This window comes from Actinokineospora diospyrosa (genome assembly GCF_024171925.1).
In the GTDB taxonomy this organism is placed as follows: Bacteria; Actinomycetota; Actinomycetes; order Mycobacteriales; family Pseudonocardiaceae; genus Actinokineospora; species Actinokineospora diospyrosa.
The window spans coordinates 539,140-555,205 of the sequence record NZ_JAMTCO010000003.1 but is presented as its reverse complement, the minus strand read 5'-3'; the positions used below and the strand labels follow the sequence as shown (position 1 = coordinate 555,205).

Here is a 16,066-nt window from a genome sequence, read left to right as displayed (position 1 = left end):
CGTGGAGCTAGCCGACGATGCGCTTGGCACCGAAGTAGTCGCGGCCACCACCGTCGACGGTGTCGGTCTTCACCGGGACACCCGAGGTGGAGGCGTGCACGATGCGGCCATCGCCGATGTACATCGCGACGTGGTGGATCGAGCCCGCGCTGCCGCCGTAGAACAGCAGGTCACCGGGCTGCAGCTCGCTGCGCGAGACCGACTTGCCGTACCCGTACTGGGCGCGGCTGGAGTGCGGGAGGCTGACCCCGGCCGCGGCGTAGGCGTAGAGGACCAGGCCGGAGCAGTCGTAGCTGCCCGGGCCCTCGGCACCCCACACGTAGGGCTTGCCGCGCTGGGCGAGGGCGACCTCCATGGCCTTACCCGCCGCACCGGGGGGCGCCAGGTAGACACCGTCGTCCTTGGGCCCCTGGAGGTCGGTCTTCTCCTTGGTGGTGAGCCTGCTCTTGGCCTCGTCCACGACCTTGATCTGCGCCTGCAGGTCGTTGTAGGTCTTGGTGACGTCGGCGGTGAGCTTCTCCGCGGCGGCCTTGGCCTCGGCGGCGCGGCGCTGGCCGTCCTCGGCGAGCTTGCGCGCGTCGGCGGCGGTGTTCACCGCGCCGGTGTACTTCTCCAGCGCTTCCTGGTTGTCCTCGGCGAGCACGTTGAGCGCCGAGGCGCGCTCGAGGAAGTCGTCCGGGGAGGAACCGGTGAGCAGCGCGGAGATCTTGTTGAACCGGGCGCCCTGGAAGGAGGCGCTGGCCAGCAGGTCGACCTGGCCGCGGAACTGCTCCTCGAGCGCCAGCGCCTGCTTCTCGTTGGCCGCGGCGAGGGCGACGTCGTTGGTGGCCTTGTCGAACTCGACGCGCTTGGCCTCGAGGTCGGTCTTGGCCTTGAGCAGGTCCTCGTTGACCTTCTCGGCCTGCTTGCTCAGCTCCTGGTACTGCTTGACCGCCTCGGACGCGGTGGTCGGCGGTGCGGGCGGCTGGGCATAGGCGGGGGACGGCGAGAAAGCGACCACGGCGATGACGGCCGCGACCGTCATGGCGCCGCGCTTGGCACGTTTGAGTCGATGCGACGACACGTCGCGCGTACTCCTTCGTCTGTCGCACCGCCGACGGGGCGACCTGGCGGCCCGGCGCGCACGCGCACCGGGGGCCGCGCGATCGGGCGTGCGACATGGCCACAGCGACGTGGCCTGCACAGCGCGGCCCGGAAGAGCAAGGCCACGAACGCGCCCGATCGAGGAAGCCCCACCGTGGGGGAATCCGGTTCAGCCCGGGGAGAGGGCCGATTCGGCGGCGATCTCGCGTCGTCACCTCGGGGTGGTGACTGCGGGCCGCGAGATCTCGGACAGGTTACGAAAAGTGAGCCCACGCGTCCACCGGCCGGGGCCGAATTGGCTTGCCAGTCGTCGGAAAACCCCAACGGAGCAGTGCTGACTGCCGTCTGTGATGACGGCAACAGCCCAGTTCACCCGCAGGTGGAGTCAAGCCGAAACCGTTCGGCGCGGGAAGCGACCACTCACCGCGTGCCGGATTCACCCCGGGCGTGTCGGTGGATCACGCGGACTTCTCGATCGGGATGAGCCGCAGCCTGGGCACCATTCCGGCACCGGCCAGCACGTCGATGGCGGCCCGCTCGCGCTCGTCCAACTCGACGGTCGGCGGGGCACCGAGCAGGACCGTGACCACGCAGTCGGTGCACGCGTCGCCTCGAACCTCGCAGGTGTCGCAGTCGATGATCACGGTCCGTCCCCTTCCCGTTCCCCCGTGGTTGGCGATCAAGGACGAGATTAGGAGAGGGCACCGACAATTTCGCTCACCTGTTCGAGAAGTTACCCCGAACGAGTCGATCAATGGCTCGGCCCGCAATGGCTCAGCCCGCGGCGTACTCCCAGTGCCACGGTTCCTCCCGGCCGCCACCCGGACGCGCCCAAAGCGGGTTCGACCAGCCGAACGAAGGGGCGTTGGCGATCATCCACGCGTATTCGGCCGAACCGGCGGCCTGGACCCCGCCGCAGAGGTCGAGTGCGAGTCCCCAACCGTGGTTGCTCGTTCCTGGCACGGCCGCCAATGCCGGTTTAACCGCGTACAACTGGACCTGCGCGGTGTAGGTCCGATACGAGTCAGTAACGCACAGTGATTGCCCGAACACGGTAGTGAACGCCGCAGACATCGCCTGGTAGCCCTGAGCCGCGTCACACCGCAGGACGTGGCTGGCGACGCCTATAGGACACAGCGCCGTGAGTGGGATCAGACCGTTCGGAAACCCACCCCAAGCCCCCGCCGCCTCGCCAGGGGCCCGTGCAGGCAGCTGTACACCTCCGCACCGCCAGGCGAGACCACCGTCGGTCGCCTTGGGGGCGGCCTCGGGCTGCCGGAACGCCAGGGACGGCCTACCGAACCCGAGGACGGTGTCAACGCCCGGTAGGTCTGCCACGACCACACCAGCCAGCCTGGCGTCGGCGACGAGCATGGACTTCTCGTCCAAGACGATCCCGACGCTCTGCGCCCCTAGCCGCGCGGGGCCGAGGAACACGACGTCTCCGGGGTGCGGGTCGGTCACCGGCGTAAGAACCCCGAACTGCTCCCCCAAGCCTCCAGGCAGCGTTATGCCACCCGACGCATAGGCGGCACGGACGAGCCCATCACATGAGTACGCAGTCGGTCCCTGACCACCAACCCCCGGTACATAGGGCTTGCCCAAGGCCCCGACCGCCAAGGTCACCGCTGTCACTGTCTCCGCAGGCAGCACCAACAGTCGATCAGCGCCCGCCACCACCTGCGCCACCCCGGGCTGCCGGACGCCGCCAGCCCCTACGAGTGGCAAGAGGCCCGTAGGCAGTCGATCCGGGTCACGCAGCGCCGCAGCTTTCGGCAGGACCACCCCGGCCGCGGCAAGCTTGTCCGTGTAGGTCTTCCAGTTGGCCGCCGTCGTCGTGTTGCGCTCTTGCTGAGCCTTCTGCAGCGCGACCACAGCAGCGTCGGTATCCGCCAACTGTCCGCGCAGCTCAGATGACACCGCCGCGGCGCGGTTGGACGCGTCCGCGCTGCGACGGTCCAACTCCCCCTTACGGTCAGATGCCTCTCGCTGCGCACCCAGCGCGTCGCTCTCCGCACGCGCCGCTTCCCGCTGCCGCTCGACAGCCGCGCCCAGGCGAGCATCGAGGTCGGCCCGCAGTCGACCGATCAGCGAACTCCCAGCCAAGAAGTCATCCGGTCCACCTGCGGTGAGCAGCACGTGCACGCCGCCCGGTACGCCAAGAGACGCGTAGAGAGCGGACGTATAGGAGTCAACATCGGCCTGCTGCGCGGCAACGACCCTGTCGGCCTCTTCGCGGTGCGCGGTGGCCTCGGTCGCCTGCGTAGTGGCCCGCCCCAACTCCTGCTCGGCGGTGCGCGCCAGCTCACCCAACCCGGCCAGCTCACGTTGGATATCCGTGGCCGTCCGCTGCAGCGCGGCCACCTTGGGGTCGGCGAAGGCCTCGCCGGGGCGGGTATCCGGTGCCGGGGTGCCCGGCGGTACGCCTGCCTCGATCTGCGGGGGAACCGGCTGCGCGGACACAGGCCCGCTCAGCAGTGCCGTGACCAGCACCGCCGCCGCGCCCATCGCGATCGCCGACCGCATGGCCGCTTACACGCGCCCCAGCCTGGCCAGCAGCACCGCGGAGGGCACCGGGTGCGCCCCGCGCCTGCGCACCGCGTCGGCGACGGCGCGGTCGGAGGTGACCACGACCACCGGCCTGCCCTCGGGCTCCGCGGTGACCAGGGCCTTGATCACGTCGTCCGCCAGCACCCCGGGGTCGCTGAACAGCACCCGCACCCCGCGCGGCGCAGCGACCGGGACGGCGACAACGCCTGCCCCGTCGAAGACGAGGGTGACCTCGGCGGAGGTGCGCGCGGCGAGCGACGCGAGCTGGCGGACCAACCGGTCTCGCTGGTCAGCCAGCGACAGCTCCGGATAACCGGTCTTGGTGACGTTGTACCCGTCGACGACCAAGTGCACCGCGGGTAGCGCCAACAGTCGATCGAGCGCTGCCGGGTCCTCTACGCGCCCCACGACGCCTTGCGCGGCTGTCGCGCCACGCACCAGGTCTGCGGGGCGGGGTCCGCCACCGCCCAGGGCGAGCTCGCGGCGCAGCCCGGTGACAGCGCCGTCGAGGGTGTCGACCAACAGGGCGAGCCGGACCTCGTCGGCCTGGCGGGCCTCCCTGGCGGACTGGCGGGCGATCTCGGCGTCGGCCTCGGCGCGGGCCGCCCTGGCCCGCTCCTCCTTGGCCCGGTCGCGGTCCCGGTCGCGCTGCTCGGTGAGCGCGGCGACCTCGGCCCGGGCCTCCTTGCGGACCTGCTCGGCCGCCCCCTCGGCGGCCGCGGCGGCGTCCTTGGCCTCGCGCAGCTTGGCGCCCTGCTCGCGCAGCCGCTTGCGCAGCCGTTCGAGCTCGACCTCGCCCTCGGCGCGGACCCGGTCGGCGACCCCGGTCGAGGAGGCCAGCTCGGCGCGGATCCGCTCCAGCTCGGCCTCGGCCTTGCGCAGCTTGGCCACCGCGGTGTCGCGCTCGGCGCGCAGCGAGGAGTCCGACGCCCGCCGCGACACCAGCTCCAGGTAGTGCACGGCGGTCTCCTCGCCGAGCAGCACCGCGGCCGCGGCGACCGCCACCGGGTCGTCCCCGCCCAGGTCAAGGGCGGCGGGCTTGTGCTCGCGGCACCACTGGAGCACCGCGGTGCGGAAGCCGGGCGCGTCGCGCAGGCTGGCGATCAGCGCGGCACCGCCGAGCCGGGCCCGCTTGGCCGGGGCGAAGCGCGCCACCGCGCGCAGCTGCTGCGGCACGTCGACCTTGGGCAGCGTCCCGACCGCCTCGGCGGCCAGCTCGGCGAGCCTGCCGCGGACCGGCTCAGGCAGCCCGGACCACTCCACGACCGGGCCCTGATCGTCCGATGTGGACGCTTCGGACCCGTCGGGTGGGTCGGGCAGCGAGGACAGTGCCATCCCCTAAGGCTAGTCGTGCCGCCGCGACGCGCAGCGGGGAACCGCGTCTGTGGGACGGCGCGGGGCGCGGGACTGTCGGTGGGGTGATCTAGCTTCGGTCGTGATGAGCACGCCGATGAGCACCCGGGCGCAACTCACCTTCGACGAGTTGGGCACCCCGCTGCGCGACACCACCTTCGTCGTCTTCGACCTGGAGACGACCGGGGGCAGCGCTGAGCAGGACGCGATCACCGAGTTCGGCGCGGTCAAGGTCCGCGGCGGCGAGGTCATCGGCGAGTTCGCCACCCTGGTCGACCCCGGTCGGGGGATCCCGCCGGAGATCGTGGCGCTCACCGGCATCACCGACGCCATGGTCTACACCGCGCCCCGGGTCGACGAGGTGCTGCCCGCGTTCCTGGAGTTCGCGGCGGGCTCGGTGCTGGTCGCGCACAACGCCGGGTTCGACGTGGGGTTCGTCAAAGCCGCCTGCCAGCGGTTGGGCTACCACTGGCCGAAACCCGCCGTGGTGTGCACAGTGCGGCTGGGCAGGCGGGTGCTCACCCGCGAAGAGGCACCGAGCTGCAGGCTGTCCGCGCTTGCGCAGCTGTTCCGCGCCTCGACGACGCCCAACCACCGGGCGTTGGCCGACGCGCGCGCCACCGTGGACGTGCTGCACGGTTTGCTAGAGCGGGTCGGGTCGCTCGGAGTGCAGTCGCTGGAAGAGTTGCTCGACTACATCCCCGAGGTCACCGCCGCGCAGCGGCGCAAGCGCACCTTGGCCGAGAACGTGCCGAACGACCCCGGGGTCTACCTGTTCCGCGGTCCCTCTGACGAGGTCCTCTACGTCGGTACGGCTACCGACCTGCGGCGGCGCGTAAGGCAGTACTTCACCGCAAGCGAGACCCGGCGGCGCTTACGCGAGATGGTCGCGCTCGCCGAGCGGGTGGACACGATCAGCTGCGCGCACCCGCTGGAAGCCGAGGTCCGCGAACTGCGGCTGCTGTCGGCGCACAAGCCGCAATACAACCGCCGCTCGAAGAATCCCCGGCACGGGTGGTGGCTGGTCTTGACCGAAGAGGCGTTCCCCCGGCTATCGCTGGTCCGCAAGCCCCGCGAAGGCGCGTTGGGTCCGTTCCGCGCTCGGGGACACGCCGAAGAAGCGATGGCCGCGCTGCAAGAGGCCACCGGGGTACGGCCGTGCACGCTGCGCATCCCGGTCGGCGGTGGCGAGGCGAGCCCGTGCGCGCTGGCCGAGTTGGGCCGGTGCGCCGCGCCGTGCGTCGGTGGGCAGACCCCGGACGAGTACGCGCCCGCGGTCACCTCGGTCGTGTCGCTGGTGGCCGGGCGGGAGCTGGGTCCGCTGAACCGGCTGCACCTGCGGCTGACCGAGCTGTCCTCGGCGCAGCGCTACGAGCAGGCGGGCGGGGAGCGGGACCGGATGCGCTCGCTGATCCGCGCGCTCGACCGGGGTCAGCGGCTGGCGGCGCTGGCCAAGGTCGCCGAACTCGTCGCCGCCCGCCCCGACGGCAGCGGCGGCTGGGAGTTCGCCGTCGTCCGGCACGGGCGGCTGGCGTCCGCGGGGGTGGCGCGCCGGGGGGTGTCACCGATGCCGGTGGTGGAGAGCCTGATCGCGTCGGCGGAGACCGTCATCCCCGGCGACGGGCCGCTGCTGGGCGCGCCAGCCGAGGAGGTCGGCGTGGTGCTGCGCTGGCTCGACAAACCGGGCACCCGGATGGTCCGCTGCTCCGAGCCCTGGGCCGAACCGGCGCACGCGGCGGCGAAGTGGCGCGGCTGGCTCGACCGCGCCGACCGGGCGCGGGCCTCGACCCTGCCCCGCGACTGACCACTTGGGAGGGTCACCAGCTGTCGTTCTTGTACACCGCCCGCGACTGCGAATAGTCCTCTTCGTCCGCGACCACCCGACGCGGCTTCCCCGGCGCAGGTTCCACCTCGGCGGCAGCGGTCTCGTCGACAGCAGTCTCAGCAACGACGATGTGCTGCACCACGTCAGCGTCCCCGCCCAAGGGGACGAACGCCTGCGCCACCCCGTCGGCCGCGTTCTGCCGCGCCGAACGGACCAACGCCATCACCCGGTCGGCCAGCGCCTTGCCGGACGCGGCGCGCAGGGCGGCGTCGGTCAGCTCAAGCCCGGTCAGGGCACCGTTGGGGGCGACGGTCACCGAGATGTCACCTTCGTCGGAGCTGAGCGTGGTCGCGGAGGACTCCACGGCCTGTTTGAACTCGGTCGCCTTCTGCTGTAAGTCGGCGACTTTGGCCTCGAAGTCCGCCAGCCACTCATCAGGTGTCTGCACCCCGGTGTCCTCTCCCTAGGCTCCGGCACGAGCCTAGCGATCCCTCTAGGCTTACCGGGACGACCACACGGGAGGTACGGGAATGATCACCGCGATCGTCCTGATCAGCGCGGCGACCGACGCCATCGCCGAGACCGCACAGGCGATCGCCGATGTGGAGGGCGTGGCCGAGGTCTACTCGTGCGCCGGTGACATCGACCTGGTGGCCATCCTCCGGGTGCCCGACCACGAGGACCTGGCCCGCCTCATCCCCGGCCGGATCAGCAAGATCCCCGGCGTGCTCGACACCGCGACGCACATCGCCTATCGCTCGTTCTCGCGCAAGGACACCGAGGCCGCCTTCGACCTCGGCGACGACTAAAGCGACTAGAGCGGCTAGAACCGGCCCGCGAACAACAGCCGCGCGATCTCGGTGTCGGTCTGCCGACCCTCGTCGTAGCCGCCCTTGCCGCGCAGGTTGTTCATGATGGCCAGCGTGTAGCGCTCGCCTGGTCCGACGAAGCCGACGGTGTTCATCACCCAGCCGCCGTCCTCGTCGGACCAGCCGTCCTTGTTGCCGGGGTGGGCTGCCGCGCCCGCGCCCCAGACGCCCCACTGCTGGTTCGGCGCGACCTGGCGCATGTGGTCGAGGATGAACGCCCGATCCTCTGCCGGTGCGATCCCGAGCACGTGGTTGATCAGCCGGTCCAGGTCGTCGGCTGTGCACTTCTGGAAGCCCCAGTACGGGAAGACCTTGCTGTAGCCGCGTTCAGCGCGCAGCGAGGTCATGCCGTAAGCGGGGAAAGCCTCGTTGAACGCCGTATGGTCCTTGCCGCCGTACTTAGTCCACAACGTCGTCGCTGCGTCGTCGTCGGAGTTGTGCAGCATGGCCGCCATCTGCGCGCGGTCACCCGCGGACAGCGTGATGGCGTGGGTGCGGGAGCGGCGCAGCAGGTCGACCACCATGGCGAGCTTGATCGTCGACGCCGTCCAGGTCAGGTCGCCCGCGTGCGCGTTGCGCCACACGGCGCCGGTCTGCCGGTCGCGCAGCACGATGCCGACCGTGCCCGGCCTGCCCCCGGCATAGCTCTCGGCTGCGGCGATGCGGCGCTGGAAGTCGCAGTCGAACCCGGACTGGGGCAACGGGCAGTCCTCGGGCTGGGCCGCACTCGGCGACGGCGCGGTGAGCACCGGCGGGACCGAGGAGAGCGTGGCGGCGGTCGAGTCGGTCGGGACCTGGGCGACGACGGGGTGCGGGGTGGACTCCGGCGCGGCCGTCCCACCGGACCCGCAGGCCGCCAACACCAGCACGGCGGCAGCGGCAACACCCTGTAACACCCGCTGGATCACGCCCGGCAGGCTATCGCGAATCCGCGACGTCCGGCAGGGCGATGAGCAGGTCACCACACGCAGGTGGGGCGTTACCCGATCGGGTAACGCCCCACCTGGGAGACGAACTGGAGGTCGAACTCAGTGCGTCGGGTCCGACTTGCCGGACTCCAACTGGGCCTGCTCGGCGTGTTCGGCCGCGCGCGCCCTGGCCAGGGCCGCGGTCTCCTCCGGCGGGTCCGGGGTCAGCCAAGACCCCTGCACCGGGGCACCGGCGGAGCCGAGCTTGTTCATCTTCTTCGGCACCGACGCGCCCTGGTACTCCAGCGGGAGCGGGTGGCCGTGATCGTCCACCGGGCCCAGCGGCTGGTGGATCTCGATGAACTCACCGTGCGGGAGGCGCTTGATGATGCCGGTCTCGACACCGTGCTCGAGCACCTCGCGGTCGGAGCGCTGCAGGCCGAGGCAGATCCGGTAGGTGAGGAAGTACGCGATCGGGGGCAGCACGAGCAGCCCGATCCGGCCCATCCAGGTGGTGGCGTTGAGCGAGATGAAGAACTTCTCCGCCAGCACGTCGTTGGCCGCCGACAGCAGCGACACCATGAAGTAGGTGATCGCCATCACGCCGAGGCTGGTGCGGACCGGCACGTCGCGGGGCCGCTGCAGCAGGTTGTGGTGCGCGTAGTCCTTGGTGAACTTGCGCTCGATCCACGGGTAGACCGTCGCGATGCCACCGAGCAGCGGCAGGCCCAGCATGAACGGGAAGAACGCCGCCGGGATCGTGTAGTTCCCGAGGTAGATCTCCCACGCGGGCCACAACCGGATGAGGCCGTCGGTCCAGCCCATGTACCAGTCGGGCACCGTGCCCGCCGAGATGTGCGCGGCGTTGAACGGTCCGAAGTTCCAGATCGGGTTGATCTGGAAGAGACCACCCAGCGCGGCGGTGACGCCGACGACGACGGCCATGAACGCGCCGCCCTTGACCGCGAACACCGGCATGATGCGCACGCCGACGACGTTGGTCTCCTTGCGCCGCACGCCCGGGAACTGGGTGTGCTTCTGGTACCAGACCAGCGCGAGGTGGATGCCGATGAGCGCGAGCAGGATGCCCGGCAACAAGAGGATGTGCACCGTGTAGAGCCGGGGCACGATGTCCTCACCGGGGAACTCGCTGCCGAACAGCAGCCAGTGCACCCAGGTGCCCAGCACCGGGATCGACAGCAGCAGGCCGGACATGATTCGCAGGCCAGCGCCGGAGAGCAGGTCGTCGGGCAGCGAGTAGCCCGCGAAGCCCTCGGTGGCGCCGAGCAGGAACAGGTTCACGCCGATGACCCAGTTGACCTCACGCGGGCGGCGGAACGCGCCGGTGAAGAACACCCGGAACATGTGGGTGACGATCGAGGCCATGAACAGCAGCGCCGCCCAGTGGTGCATCTGCCTGGCGAACAGGCCACCGCGCACGTCGAAGCTGATGATCAGGGTCGACTCGTAGGCCCGCGACATCTCCAGGCCGCGCAGGTTGGCGAACGAACCCTGGTAGACGACCTCCTGCATGGAGGGGTCGAAGAACAGCGCCAGGTACGTGCCGGTCAGCAGCAGGACGATGAAGCTGTAGAGGGCGATCTCGCCGAGCAGGAACGACCAGTGCGTCGGGAAGACCTTGTTGAGCTGTTTGCGCAGGCCACCGGCCGGGTGGAACCGGTCGTCGGCCCACTTCGCCGCCCCACCGGCCGCGCGGAGGGCGGCGTTGGTGGGCTTGGTGGGAGATGTGATGGCACTCATGACTTCCGCTCCCAGAAGGCGGGCCCTACCGGCTCGATGAAATCGCTCCTGGCATAAAGGTAACCCGTCTCCTCGTCGACCGCGATGGGGAGCTGGGCCAGCTTGCGCGTCGCCGGACCGAAGATGGGCTTGGCGTACTCCAGCGCGTTGAACTGCGACTGGTGGCACGGGCAGAGGATCCGGTTGGTCCGCTGCTCGTAGAGCGAGGTGGGGCAGCCGAGGTGGCTGCAGATCTTCGTGTACGCGTAGTAGTCGCCGTAGTTGAAGTCCTCCTGGCCCTGGTGCTTGATCACCTTGGCCGCGTCCTCCGGGCGCAGGCGGATGATCATCACCGGGTTGTCGGAGCGCTTGAGCGCCTTCGACAGCGCCTCGTGGTCCTTGCGCTCGGACTCGCGGAACGGGAAGACCGTCTCCATGCCACCGGCGTCCAGGTCGGACGGCTTGACCAGCACGACCTCCTCCGGGTCACCGGTCGCCCGGCGCAGGAAGACGCGCTCGCCGTTGTCGGACTTCCAGCCGGTGTGCCACAGCGAGTTCGGCGAGTCGGTCTGCGCCCACGGGTCGCGCACCAGGCCGCCGAGGGCGAACACGCCGACCCCGAGGCCCATCGCGCCCGCGCCGAGACCGGCGGTCCGCTTGATCAGCGACCGGCGGGCGATGCCGCTGCGGGTGCCCGCGTCGGCGAGGTGGGCCAGGATGGTGGCCTTGTCCAGCTCGGTCGAGCTGCCCTCGTGGCGCTGCTGCACGGCGATCTCGTGCGGGATGAACTTCTTCGTGTAGAGCAGCGTGCCGATGCCCACCGAGATGACCGACAGGCCGAGCGAGGCGCCCAGCAGCGGGGTGTACAGCGAGTACATGAAGTACCCGTCGGTGTACGGCGCGGTGTAGGCCGACGGCCAGAAGAGGAAGACCCCGGCGAAGGCGAGCCCGCCGACCGCGGCGAGCAGGAACCACAGCGCGACCAGGCGCTCGGCGCGCTTCTCGGCGCGGGTGCCCTTGACCGGCCACGGGTCCGGGTACTCGACGATCTCGACGTCGTCGAGCTTGCCGCCGAGGCGCACGAGCTCCTCGCGGGACATGCCCGCGAGCTCCTCCTCGCTCGGCAGCTGCTGGGGGTTGGTGGAACTCATGCTTTAGCCCCAATCCAGAGGGTCACGCCGACCAGCGCGGCGATCCCCACGATGAATGCGATCAGACCCTCCGACTGCGGTCCGAGCCCGCCGATCGGGTTGCCACCGGGGTTGTTGTTGCCATCGGTCACCGACTTGACGTAGGCGACGATGTCCTTCTTCTCCTCCGGGGTGAGCTGCCGGTCGGAGAACTTCGGCATGTTCTGCGGGCCGGTGAGCATGGCCGCGTAGATCTCGGTTTCGGAGACGCCGTCCAGCTTGGGCGCGAACTTGCCCGAGGACAGCGCGCCGCCGCGGCCGGTGAAGTTGTGGCAGGACGCGCAGTTGAGCCGGAACAGCTCGCCGCCGCGCGCCGGGTTGTCGCCGCGCAGCGCCTCGCCCTGCTCCTCCGGCAGCTTGGCGCCGCCGCCCTTGGAGTCGACGAACGCGCTGATGGCGTCGATCTGGTGCGGGTCGAGCTTCGGGGGCTTGCGCTCGATCTGGGCTTCCTGGCGCACCGCGGGCATCCGCCCGGTCGCGGTCTGGAAGTAGGTGGCCGCCTCACCGACGCCGATCAGGCTGGGGCCGCGGTCGGCGACGCCCTCGAGGTTGGCGCCGTGGCAGCTGATGCAGGTGGTGTTGTAGATCCGCTCGCCCTCGCGCACCAGCGCCGGGTCGCCCTGGGCCTGCGCGACCGGTGGCTGCGGGGCGAACGCGGAGTACAGGACGCCGACCGACATCAGCGCGAAACCGAGGGCCAGCAGACCGGCCACGCGCCTGCGGAGCTTGCCGCGGCGCGGCAGTTTCTTGTTCATAGAACGGCAACCCTTGCTGTCGGTTCGGGCCCGGTGGAGCTGGTGGTGGCGGGCTGGGCGGCTGCTGGCTCGGGTGCGGCGGTCATGGGACCAGGTAGATGACCGCGAACAGGCCGATCCAGACCACGTCGACGAAGTGCCAGTAGTACGAGACCACGATCGCCGAGGTGGCCTGCGCCGGGGTGAACTTGCTCAGCTTGGTGCGGATGAGCAGGTACACGAAGGCGATGAGGCCGCCGATGACGTGCAGGCCGTGGAACCCGGTGGTGAGGTAGAAGACCGTCCCGAACGCCCCGGACGGGATGGTCACGCCCTCGTTGATCAGGTTGTAGTACTCGTAGGCCTGACCGCCGACGAAGATCGCGCCCATGATCAGGGTGGCGATGTACCAGCGGCGCAGGCCGAACACGTCGCCGCGCTCGGCGGCGAAGACGCCGAGCTGGCAGGTGAACGAGGAGGCCACCAGGATGATCGTGAACGGCAGCGCGTAGGGCACGTCCAGGTGCACGAGTTCGCCGTCGGCCAGTGGCGGTGGCCAGTGGCCGGTGCTGTTCTGCGCCTTGACGGTGAAGAACATGGCGAACAGCCCGGCGAAGAACATCAGCTCGCTGGACAACCAGACGATGGTGCCGACGCTGACCATGTTCGGCCGGTTCAGCGAGTGCACACGCTGGCCAATGGAGGGCGCTGCTGCAGTCACGGGTCGCATTATGTCTTGCGAGTAGTGGGCTCGCCCGGTCGGGTCGCGAGTAGACCGCCTCGGCGCGTCGGGGCGGGTGGAAGGGCGGGGACGTGGGCTTTCTCGACAAGCTTCGTACGGCGTTCACCAGGCAACGGACACCCCGGGTGAACCCGGACGACCCGGACTTGGTGGTCGTGGCGGCCAGCTTCGACGACGCCGAGGCGGCGTCGGCGGCGCTCACCCGGTCCAGCGACTTGCGACCCACCGATCAGGCGGTGCTGCGCCACCACCTGTCACTGCCCGCCGACCGGGTCGGCGAGGCGGCCGCGTTGATCGCTCAAGACGGCTACGTCCTGCGGGAAGTGCTGCCGTTCGACGGTGGTCCGGTGCTCGCCTACGCCCTGCGCGCGCAGGTCGTGACGGCCCTGGAGTGCGCGCGCGAACGGTCCAGGATGGCCAGTCTCGCGACCCGCCTGGGCGGGCACGCCCTGGGGTGGGACGTCTTGCAGACCCGCTGACGTGAGACCGATAACATCAACGCGCCTGCTCCAGCTTTTCGTCAACACCCTCGCCCACCCGGAGGACGCATGAGCACCGCAGCACTGAAGATCCTGGTCTTCAGCCACCGGCCCGAGGTCCGCGAGACGATCATCACAGCCGTGGGCCGCAGGCCCGCCGCCGACATCGGCCGGGTCGCCTACGTCGAGGTGGGCACGGTCTCCGAGGTCCTGATGGAGATGGACGCGGGCGGCATCGACCTGGCCATCCTCGACGGCGAGGCGCAGCCGACCGGCGGCATGGGCCTGTGCAGGCAGCTCAAGAACGAGATCACCGACTGCCCGCCGATCATCATCGCGGTGCGCCGCAAGGACGACCGCTGGTTGGCGACCTGGTCGCAGGCCGACGCGGTCCTCGTGCACCCGCTCGACCCGCTGACCGCCGCCGAGACCGTCGCCGACGTGCTGCGCACCAAGCGCCTGCCACTGGTCCGAGGCTGACCGCGTGGGTGAGCGCAGCTGGAAGTCGTTGCTCAACCACCTGGTCGACGGCGGGGACCTGACCGCGCCGGACACGTCGTGGGCGATGAACGAGATCATGTCCGGCGCCGCCACCCCGGCCCAGATCGCCGCGTTCGCGGTGGCCCTGCGCGCCAAGGGCGAAACGGCCGCGGAGATCGGCGGCCTCGCCGAGGGCATGATGGCCAACGCCCGCTTAGTGCACCTCGACATCGACGCCGTGGACGTCGTGGGCACCGGCGGCGACCAGGCCCACACGGTGAACATCTCCACCATGACCGCCCTGGTCACCGCCGCCACCGGCGCCCCGGTCGTCAAGCACGGCAACCGGGCGGCCTCCTCCAAGTGCGGCACCGCCGACGTCCTCGAAGAGCTCGGCGTAGTGATCGAACTCTCCCCCGAAGCCGTGGCCACCTGCGTCCGCGACGTCGGCATCGCCTTCTGCTTCGCCGCGGCGTTCCACCCGGCCCTGCGCCACGCGGGCCCGGTCCGCAGCCAGATCGGCATCCCCACGGCGTTCAACGTGCTGGGTCCGCTGACGAACCCGGCCCAGCCGCGCGCGGGCCTGGTGGGCTGCGCGAACCTGCGCCTGGCCCCGGTGATGGCCGAGGTATTCGCCTCCCGCGACGCTTCGGTGCTGGTTGTGCGCGGTGACGACAATCTGGACGAAATCACCACGACTACGACGACGAGCGTGTGGGTCGTGTCGGGTGGGACCGTCCAACAGCAGACATTCGACCCTTCCCGCTTGGGGATCCCGGTGTCGGTCCCCACAGACCTGCGCGGTGGGGACGCTGAGTTCAACGCACAGGTGGTGCGAGACCTACTGGGCGGCAAGCGCGGCCCGGTCCGAGACGCTGTGGTGCTGAACGCGGCCGGGGCAATCGCGGCGTTCAAGGGGCTGTCGGGAGATCTATACGCGGACTTCGAGGCAGGCCTCGGAGCCGCCGCTGAAGCCATCGACAACGGCTCTGCTGAGCGGCTGCTGGACCGGTGGATCGCGCGGTCACAGGAACTCGCTTAGCGACTGCCGCTAGGTGCTGGCTGTCCACAACGTCTGCTGTTGTCCACAGGGTGCTGCTGAGGCGCCGGTTTTGTCGGGGTGCGTCGGTAAGCTGTGTATTTGGGGGCTTTTGATCAGGTTGATCTTGACGTAGGCCGTGGCTGGGAGTGCGGAGCAAGAACTTCGGGCCTCCGCCTTCGGCTCCGGGGGACGCCTCGTTGCCTGGCGGCAAGCTCGGCGTCCGATCCGCGACAATGCGGAAAGCTCGATGGGGCGAACTTGTTTTGCGCGGGGCCCCTACAACACCCGACGCAGAACCGCAAAGCAGGGGCCCAAAAGCAGGCCCTGCCGCTGACGACGCTACGGGTGTTGTCCCCCCACGCAAAACAAGTCCGCCCCATCGAGCCGGCCTGGCACCAGCGACTCCGACTGTCCACGCGCTGAGCAGGAGGGCTGAGGCGGACCTGACGAGGGGCATGGCACCGCAGGGTCCGAGTGTCCAGGCGCTGAGTGGGTGGGCTGGGGCGGACCTCCACCACCTTGCCCACCCCTCCTTGAACGGCGCGGCCAGTGTCGATTCGAAGGACCAAACGACGAAAGGGCCCTGCACCAGATCCTGGTGCAGGGCCCTTCACCGAGAGAGTGTGATCAGTCCGTCGCGTTGGGGCGGGTGTGGTACTCGAAGACCAGACCACCGACGGCGATCAGGATGAGGACCACGGCGATGACCAGGAGCCAGATCTGCCAGAACGCCATCGCGAAGGCGGCGAGGGCGGCGGAGGCGGCCAGGGCGACGGGCCAGTAGCTGCCGGGGCTGAAGAAGCCGAGCTCACCGGCGCCGTCGCTGACCTCGGCGTCCGGGTTGTCCTCGGGGCGCTGGTCGAGCCTGCGGGCGACGAAGTGGAAGTAGGTGCCCACGATGAGCGAGAGGCCGCCGGTGAGGATCAGGGCCACCGTGCCGACCGGTTCCTTCGACCACACGCCGTAGACGATGGCGGATAGGAAGAAGAAGGCGGTGGTGATGTCGAAGAGGCGGGCTTCGACCTTCATGCTGTCCTCACATTCACCTGTTCGTGGCGCTCAGTCCGCAGT

At 70.0% G+C, this 16,066-nt stretch carries 16 protein-coding genes; 5 read left to right on the top strand and 11 right to left on the bottom strand.

Going from position 1 to position 16,066, the window contains the following annotated elements; translation table 11 throughout:
* Positions 1–7 precede the first annotated feature (7 nt).
* The 4 genes from LV75_RS07095 to LV75_RS07080 all read right to left on the bottom strand — a co-directional run bounded on the left by LV75_RS07095 (position 8) and on the right by LV75_RS07080 (position 4,968).
* A complete protein-coding gene (locus tag LV75_RS07095; protein WP_253885943.1) occupies positions 8–1,063 on the bottom strand; it encodes a C40 family peptidase in 1,056 nt (351 codons plus the stop codon).
* A gap of 478 nt (positions 1,064–1,541) precedes the next feature.
* The gene (locus LV75_RS07090) at positions 1,542–1,727 is read right to left on the bottom strand and encodes a hypothetical protein (RefSeq protein WP_204455842.1); all 186 of its coding nucleotides are present in this window, start codon (positions 1,725–1,727) and stop codon (positions 1,542–1,544) included.
* 130 nt (positions 1,728–1,857) lie between these two features.
* Complete coding sequence (locus tag LV75_RS07085; protein WP_253885941.1) at positions 1,858–3,609, bottom strand: D-alanyl-D-alanine carboxypeptidase family protein; 1,752 nt, start codon at positions 3,607–3,609, stop codon at positions 1,858–1,860.
* A gap of 6 nt (positions 3,610–3,615) precedes the next feature.
* The gene (locus LV75_RS07080; protein WP_253885939.1) at positions 3,616–4,968 is read right to left on the bottom strand and encodes an NYN domain-containing protein; all 1,353 of its coding nucleotides are present in this window, start codon (positions 4,966–4,968) and stop codon (positions 3,616–3,618) included.
* Positions 4,969–5,071: 103 nt separating this feature from the next.
* On the opposite strand from LV75_RS07080, the gene LV75_RS07075 reads away from it, so the two are divergent.
* Entirely contained in the window at positions 5,072–6,790 is a 1,719-nt protein-coding gene (locus LV75_RS07075) for a DEDD exonuclease domain-containing protein (RefSeq protein WP_253885937.1), read from the top strand.
* Between the two features lie 13 nt (positions 6,791–6,803).
* On the opposite strand, the gene LV75_RS07070 is transcribed toward LV75_RS07075, so the two are convergent.
* Complete coding sequence (locus LV75_RS07070) at positions 6,804–7,259, bottom strand: YbaB/EbfC family nucleoid-associated protein (RefSeq protein WP_253885936.1); 456 nt, start codon at positions 7,257–7,259, stop codon at positions 6,804–6,806.
* Positions 7,260–7,341: 82 nt separating this feature from the next.
* On the opposite strand from LV75_RS07070, the gene LV75_RS07065 reads away from it, so the two are divergent.
* Positions 7,342–7,620 (top strand): Lrp/AsnC family transcriptional regulator, encoded by a 279-nt coding sequence (locus tag LV75_RS07065; protein WP_253885934.1) that lies wholly within the window; start codon positions 7,342–7,344, stop codon positions 7,618–7,620.
* 14 nt (positions 7,621–7,634) lie between these two features.
* Here LV75_RS07065 and LV75_RS07060 read toward each other — a convergent pair whose 3' ends face one another.
* The 5 genes from LV75_RS07060 to ctaE all read right to left on the bottom strand — a co-directional run bounded on the left by LV75_RS07060 (position 7,635) and on the right by ctaE (position 12,982).
* Positions 7,635–8,588: a serine hydrolase gene (locus LV75_RS07060; RefSeq protein ID WP_253885933.1), complete on the bottom strand. Its 954-nt coding sequence runs from the start codon at positions 8,586–8,588 to the stop codon at positions 7,635–7,637.
* A 120-nt stretch (positions 8,589–8,708) separates the two neighbouring features.
* Positions 8,709–10,349 (bottom strand): cytochrome bc1 complex cytochrome b subunit, encoded by a 1,641-nt coding sequence (gene qcrB / locus LV75_RS07055; protein ID WP_253885931.1) that lies wholly within the window; start codon positions 10,347–10,349, stop codon positions 8,709–8,711.
* Positions 10,346–11,479: a cytochrome bc1 complex Rieske iron-sulfur subunit gene (qcrA, locus tag LV75_RS07050; RefSeq protein WP_253885929.1), complete on the bottom strand. Its 1,134-nt coding sequence runs from the start codon at positions 11,477–11,479 to the stop codon at positions 10,346–10,348. The genes qcrB and qcrA overlap by 4 nt, the downstream gene beginning before the upstream one ends.
* On the bottom strand, positions 11,476–12,273 hold the full coding sequence (qcrC, locus tag LV75_RS07045) for a cytochrome bc1 complex diheme cytochrome c subunit (RefSeq protein ID WP_253885927.1): 798 nt from the start codon (positions 12,271–12,273) through the stop codon (positions 11,476–11,478). Before qcrC ends, qcrA begins: the two co-directional genes overlap by 4 nt.
* Positions 12,274–12,355: 82 nt before the next feature.
* On the bottom strand, positions 12,356–12,982 hold the full coding sequence (gene ctaE, locus LV75_RS07040; RefSeq protein WP_253885925.1) for an aa3-type cytochrome oxidase subunit III: 627 nt from the start codon (positions 12,980–12,982) through the stop codon (positions 12,356–12,358).
* Positions 12,983–13,065: 83 nt separating this feature from the next.
* Here ctaE and LV75_RS07035 point away from each other — a divergent pair, with 83 nt between their 5' ends.
* From LV75_RS07035 to trpD, 3 genes are all read left to right on the top strand, one after another.
* Positions 13,066–13,473: a hypothetical protein gene (locus LV75_RS07035; protein WP_253885923.1), complete on the top strand. Its 408-nt coding sequence runs from the start codon at positions 13,066–13,068 to the stop codon at positions 13,471–13,473.
* A gap of 69 nt (positions 13,474–13,542) precedes the next feature.
* The gene (locus LV75_RS07030; protein WP_253885922.1) at positions 13,543–13,953 is read left to right on the top strand and encodes a hypothetical protein; all 411 of its coding nucleotides are present in this window, start codon (positions 13,543–13,545) and stop codon (positions 13,951–13,953) included.
* Positions 13,954–13,957: 4 nt separating this feature from the next.
* Positions 13,958–14,995 carry an anthranilate phosphoribosyltransferase gene (trpD, locus tag LV75_RS07025; RefSeq protein WP_253885920.1) on the top strand — a complete coding sequence of 346 codons (1,038 nt, stop codon included), beginning with the start codon at positions 13,958–13,960 and terminating at the stop codon, positions 14,993–14,995.
* Between the two features lie 627 nt (positions 14,996–15,622).
* Here the strand turns inward: trpD and LV75_RS07020 are convergent.
* Complete coding sequence (locus LV75_RS07020) at positions 15,623–16,024, bottom strand: cytochrome c oxidase subunit 4 (RefSeq protein ID WP_253885918.1); 402 nt, start codon at positions 16,022–16,024, stop codon at positions 15,623–15,625.
* Positions 16,025–16,066: the final 42 nt, after the last annotated feature.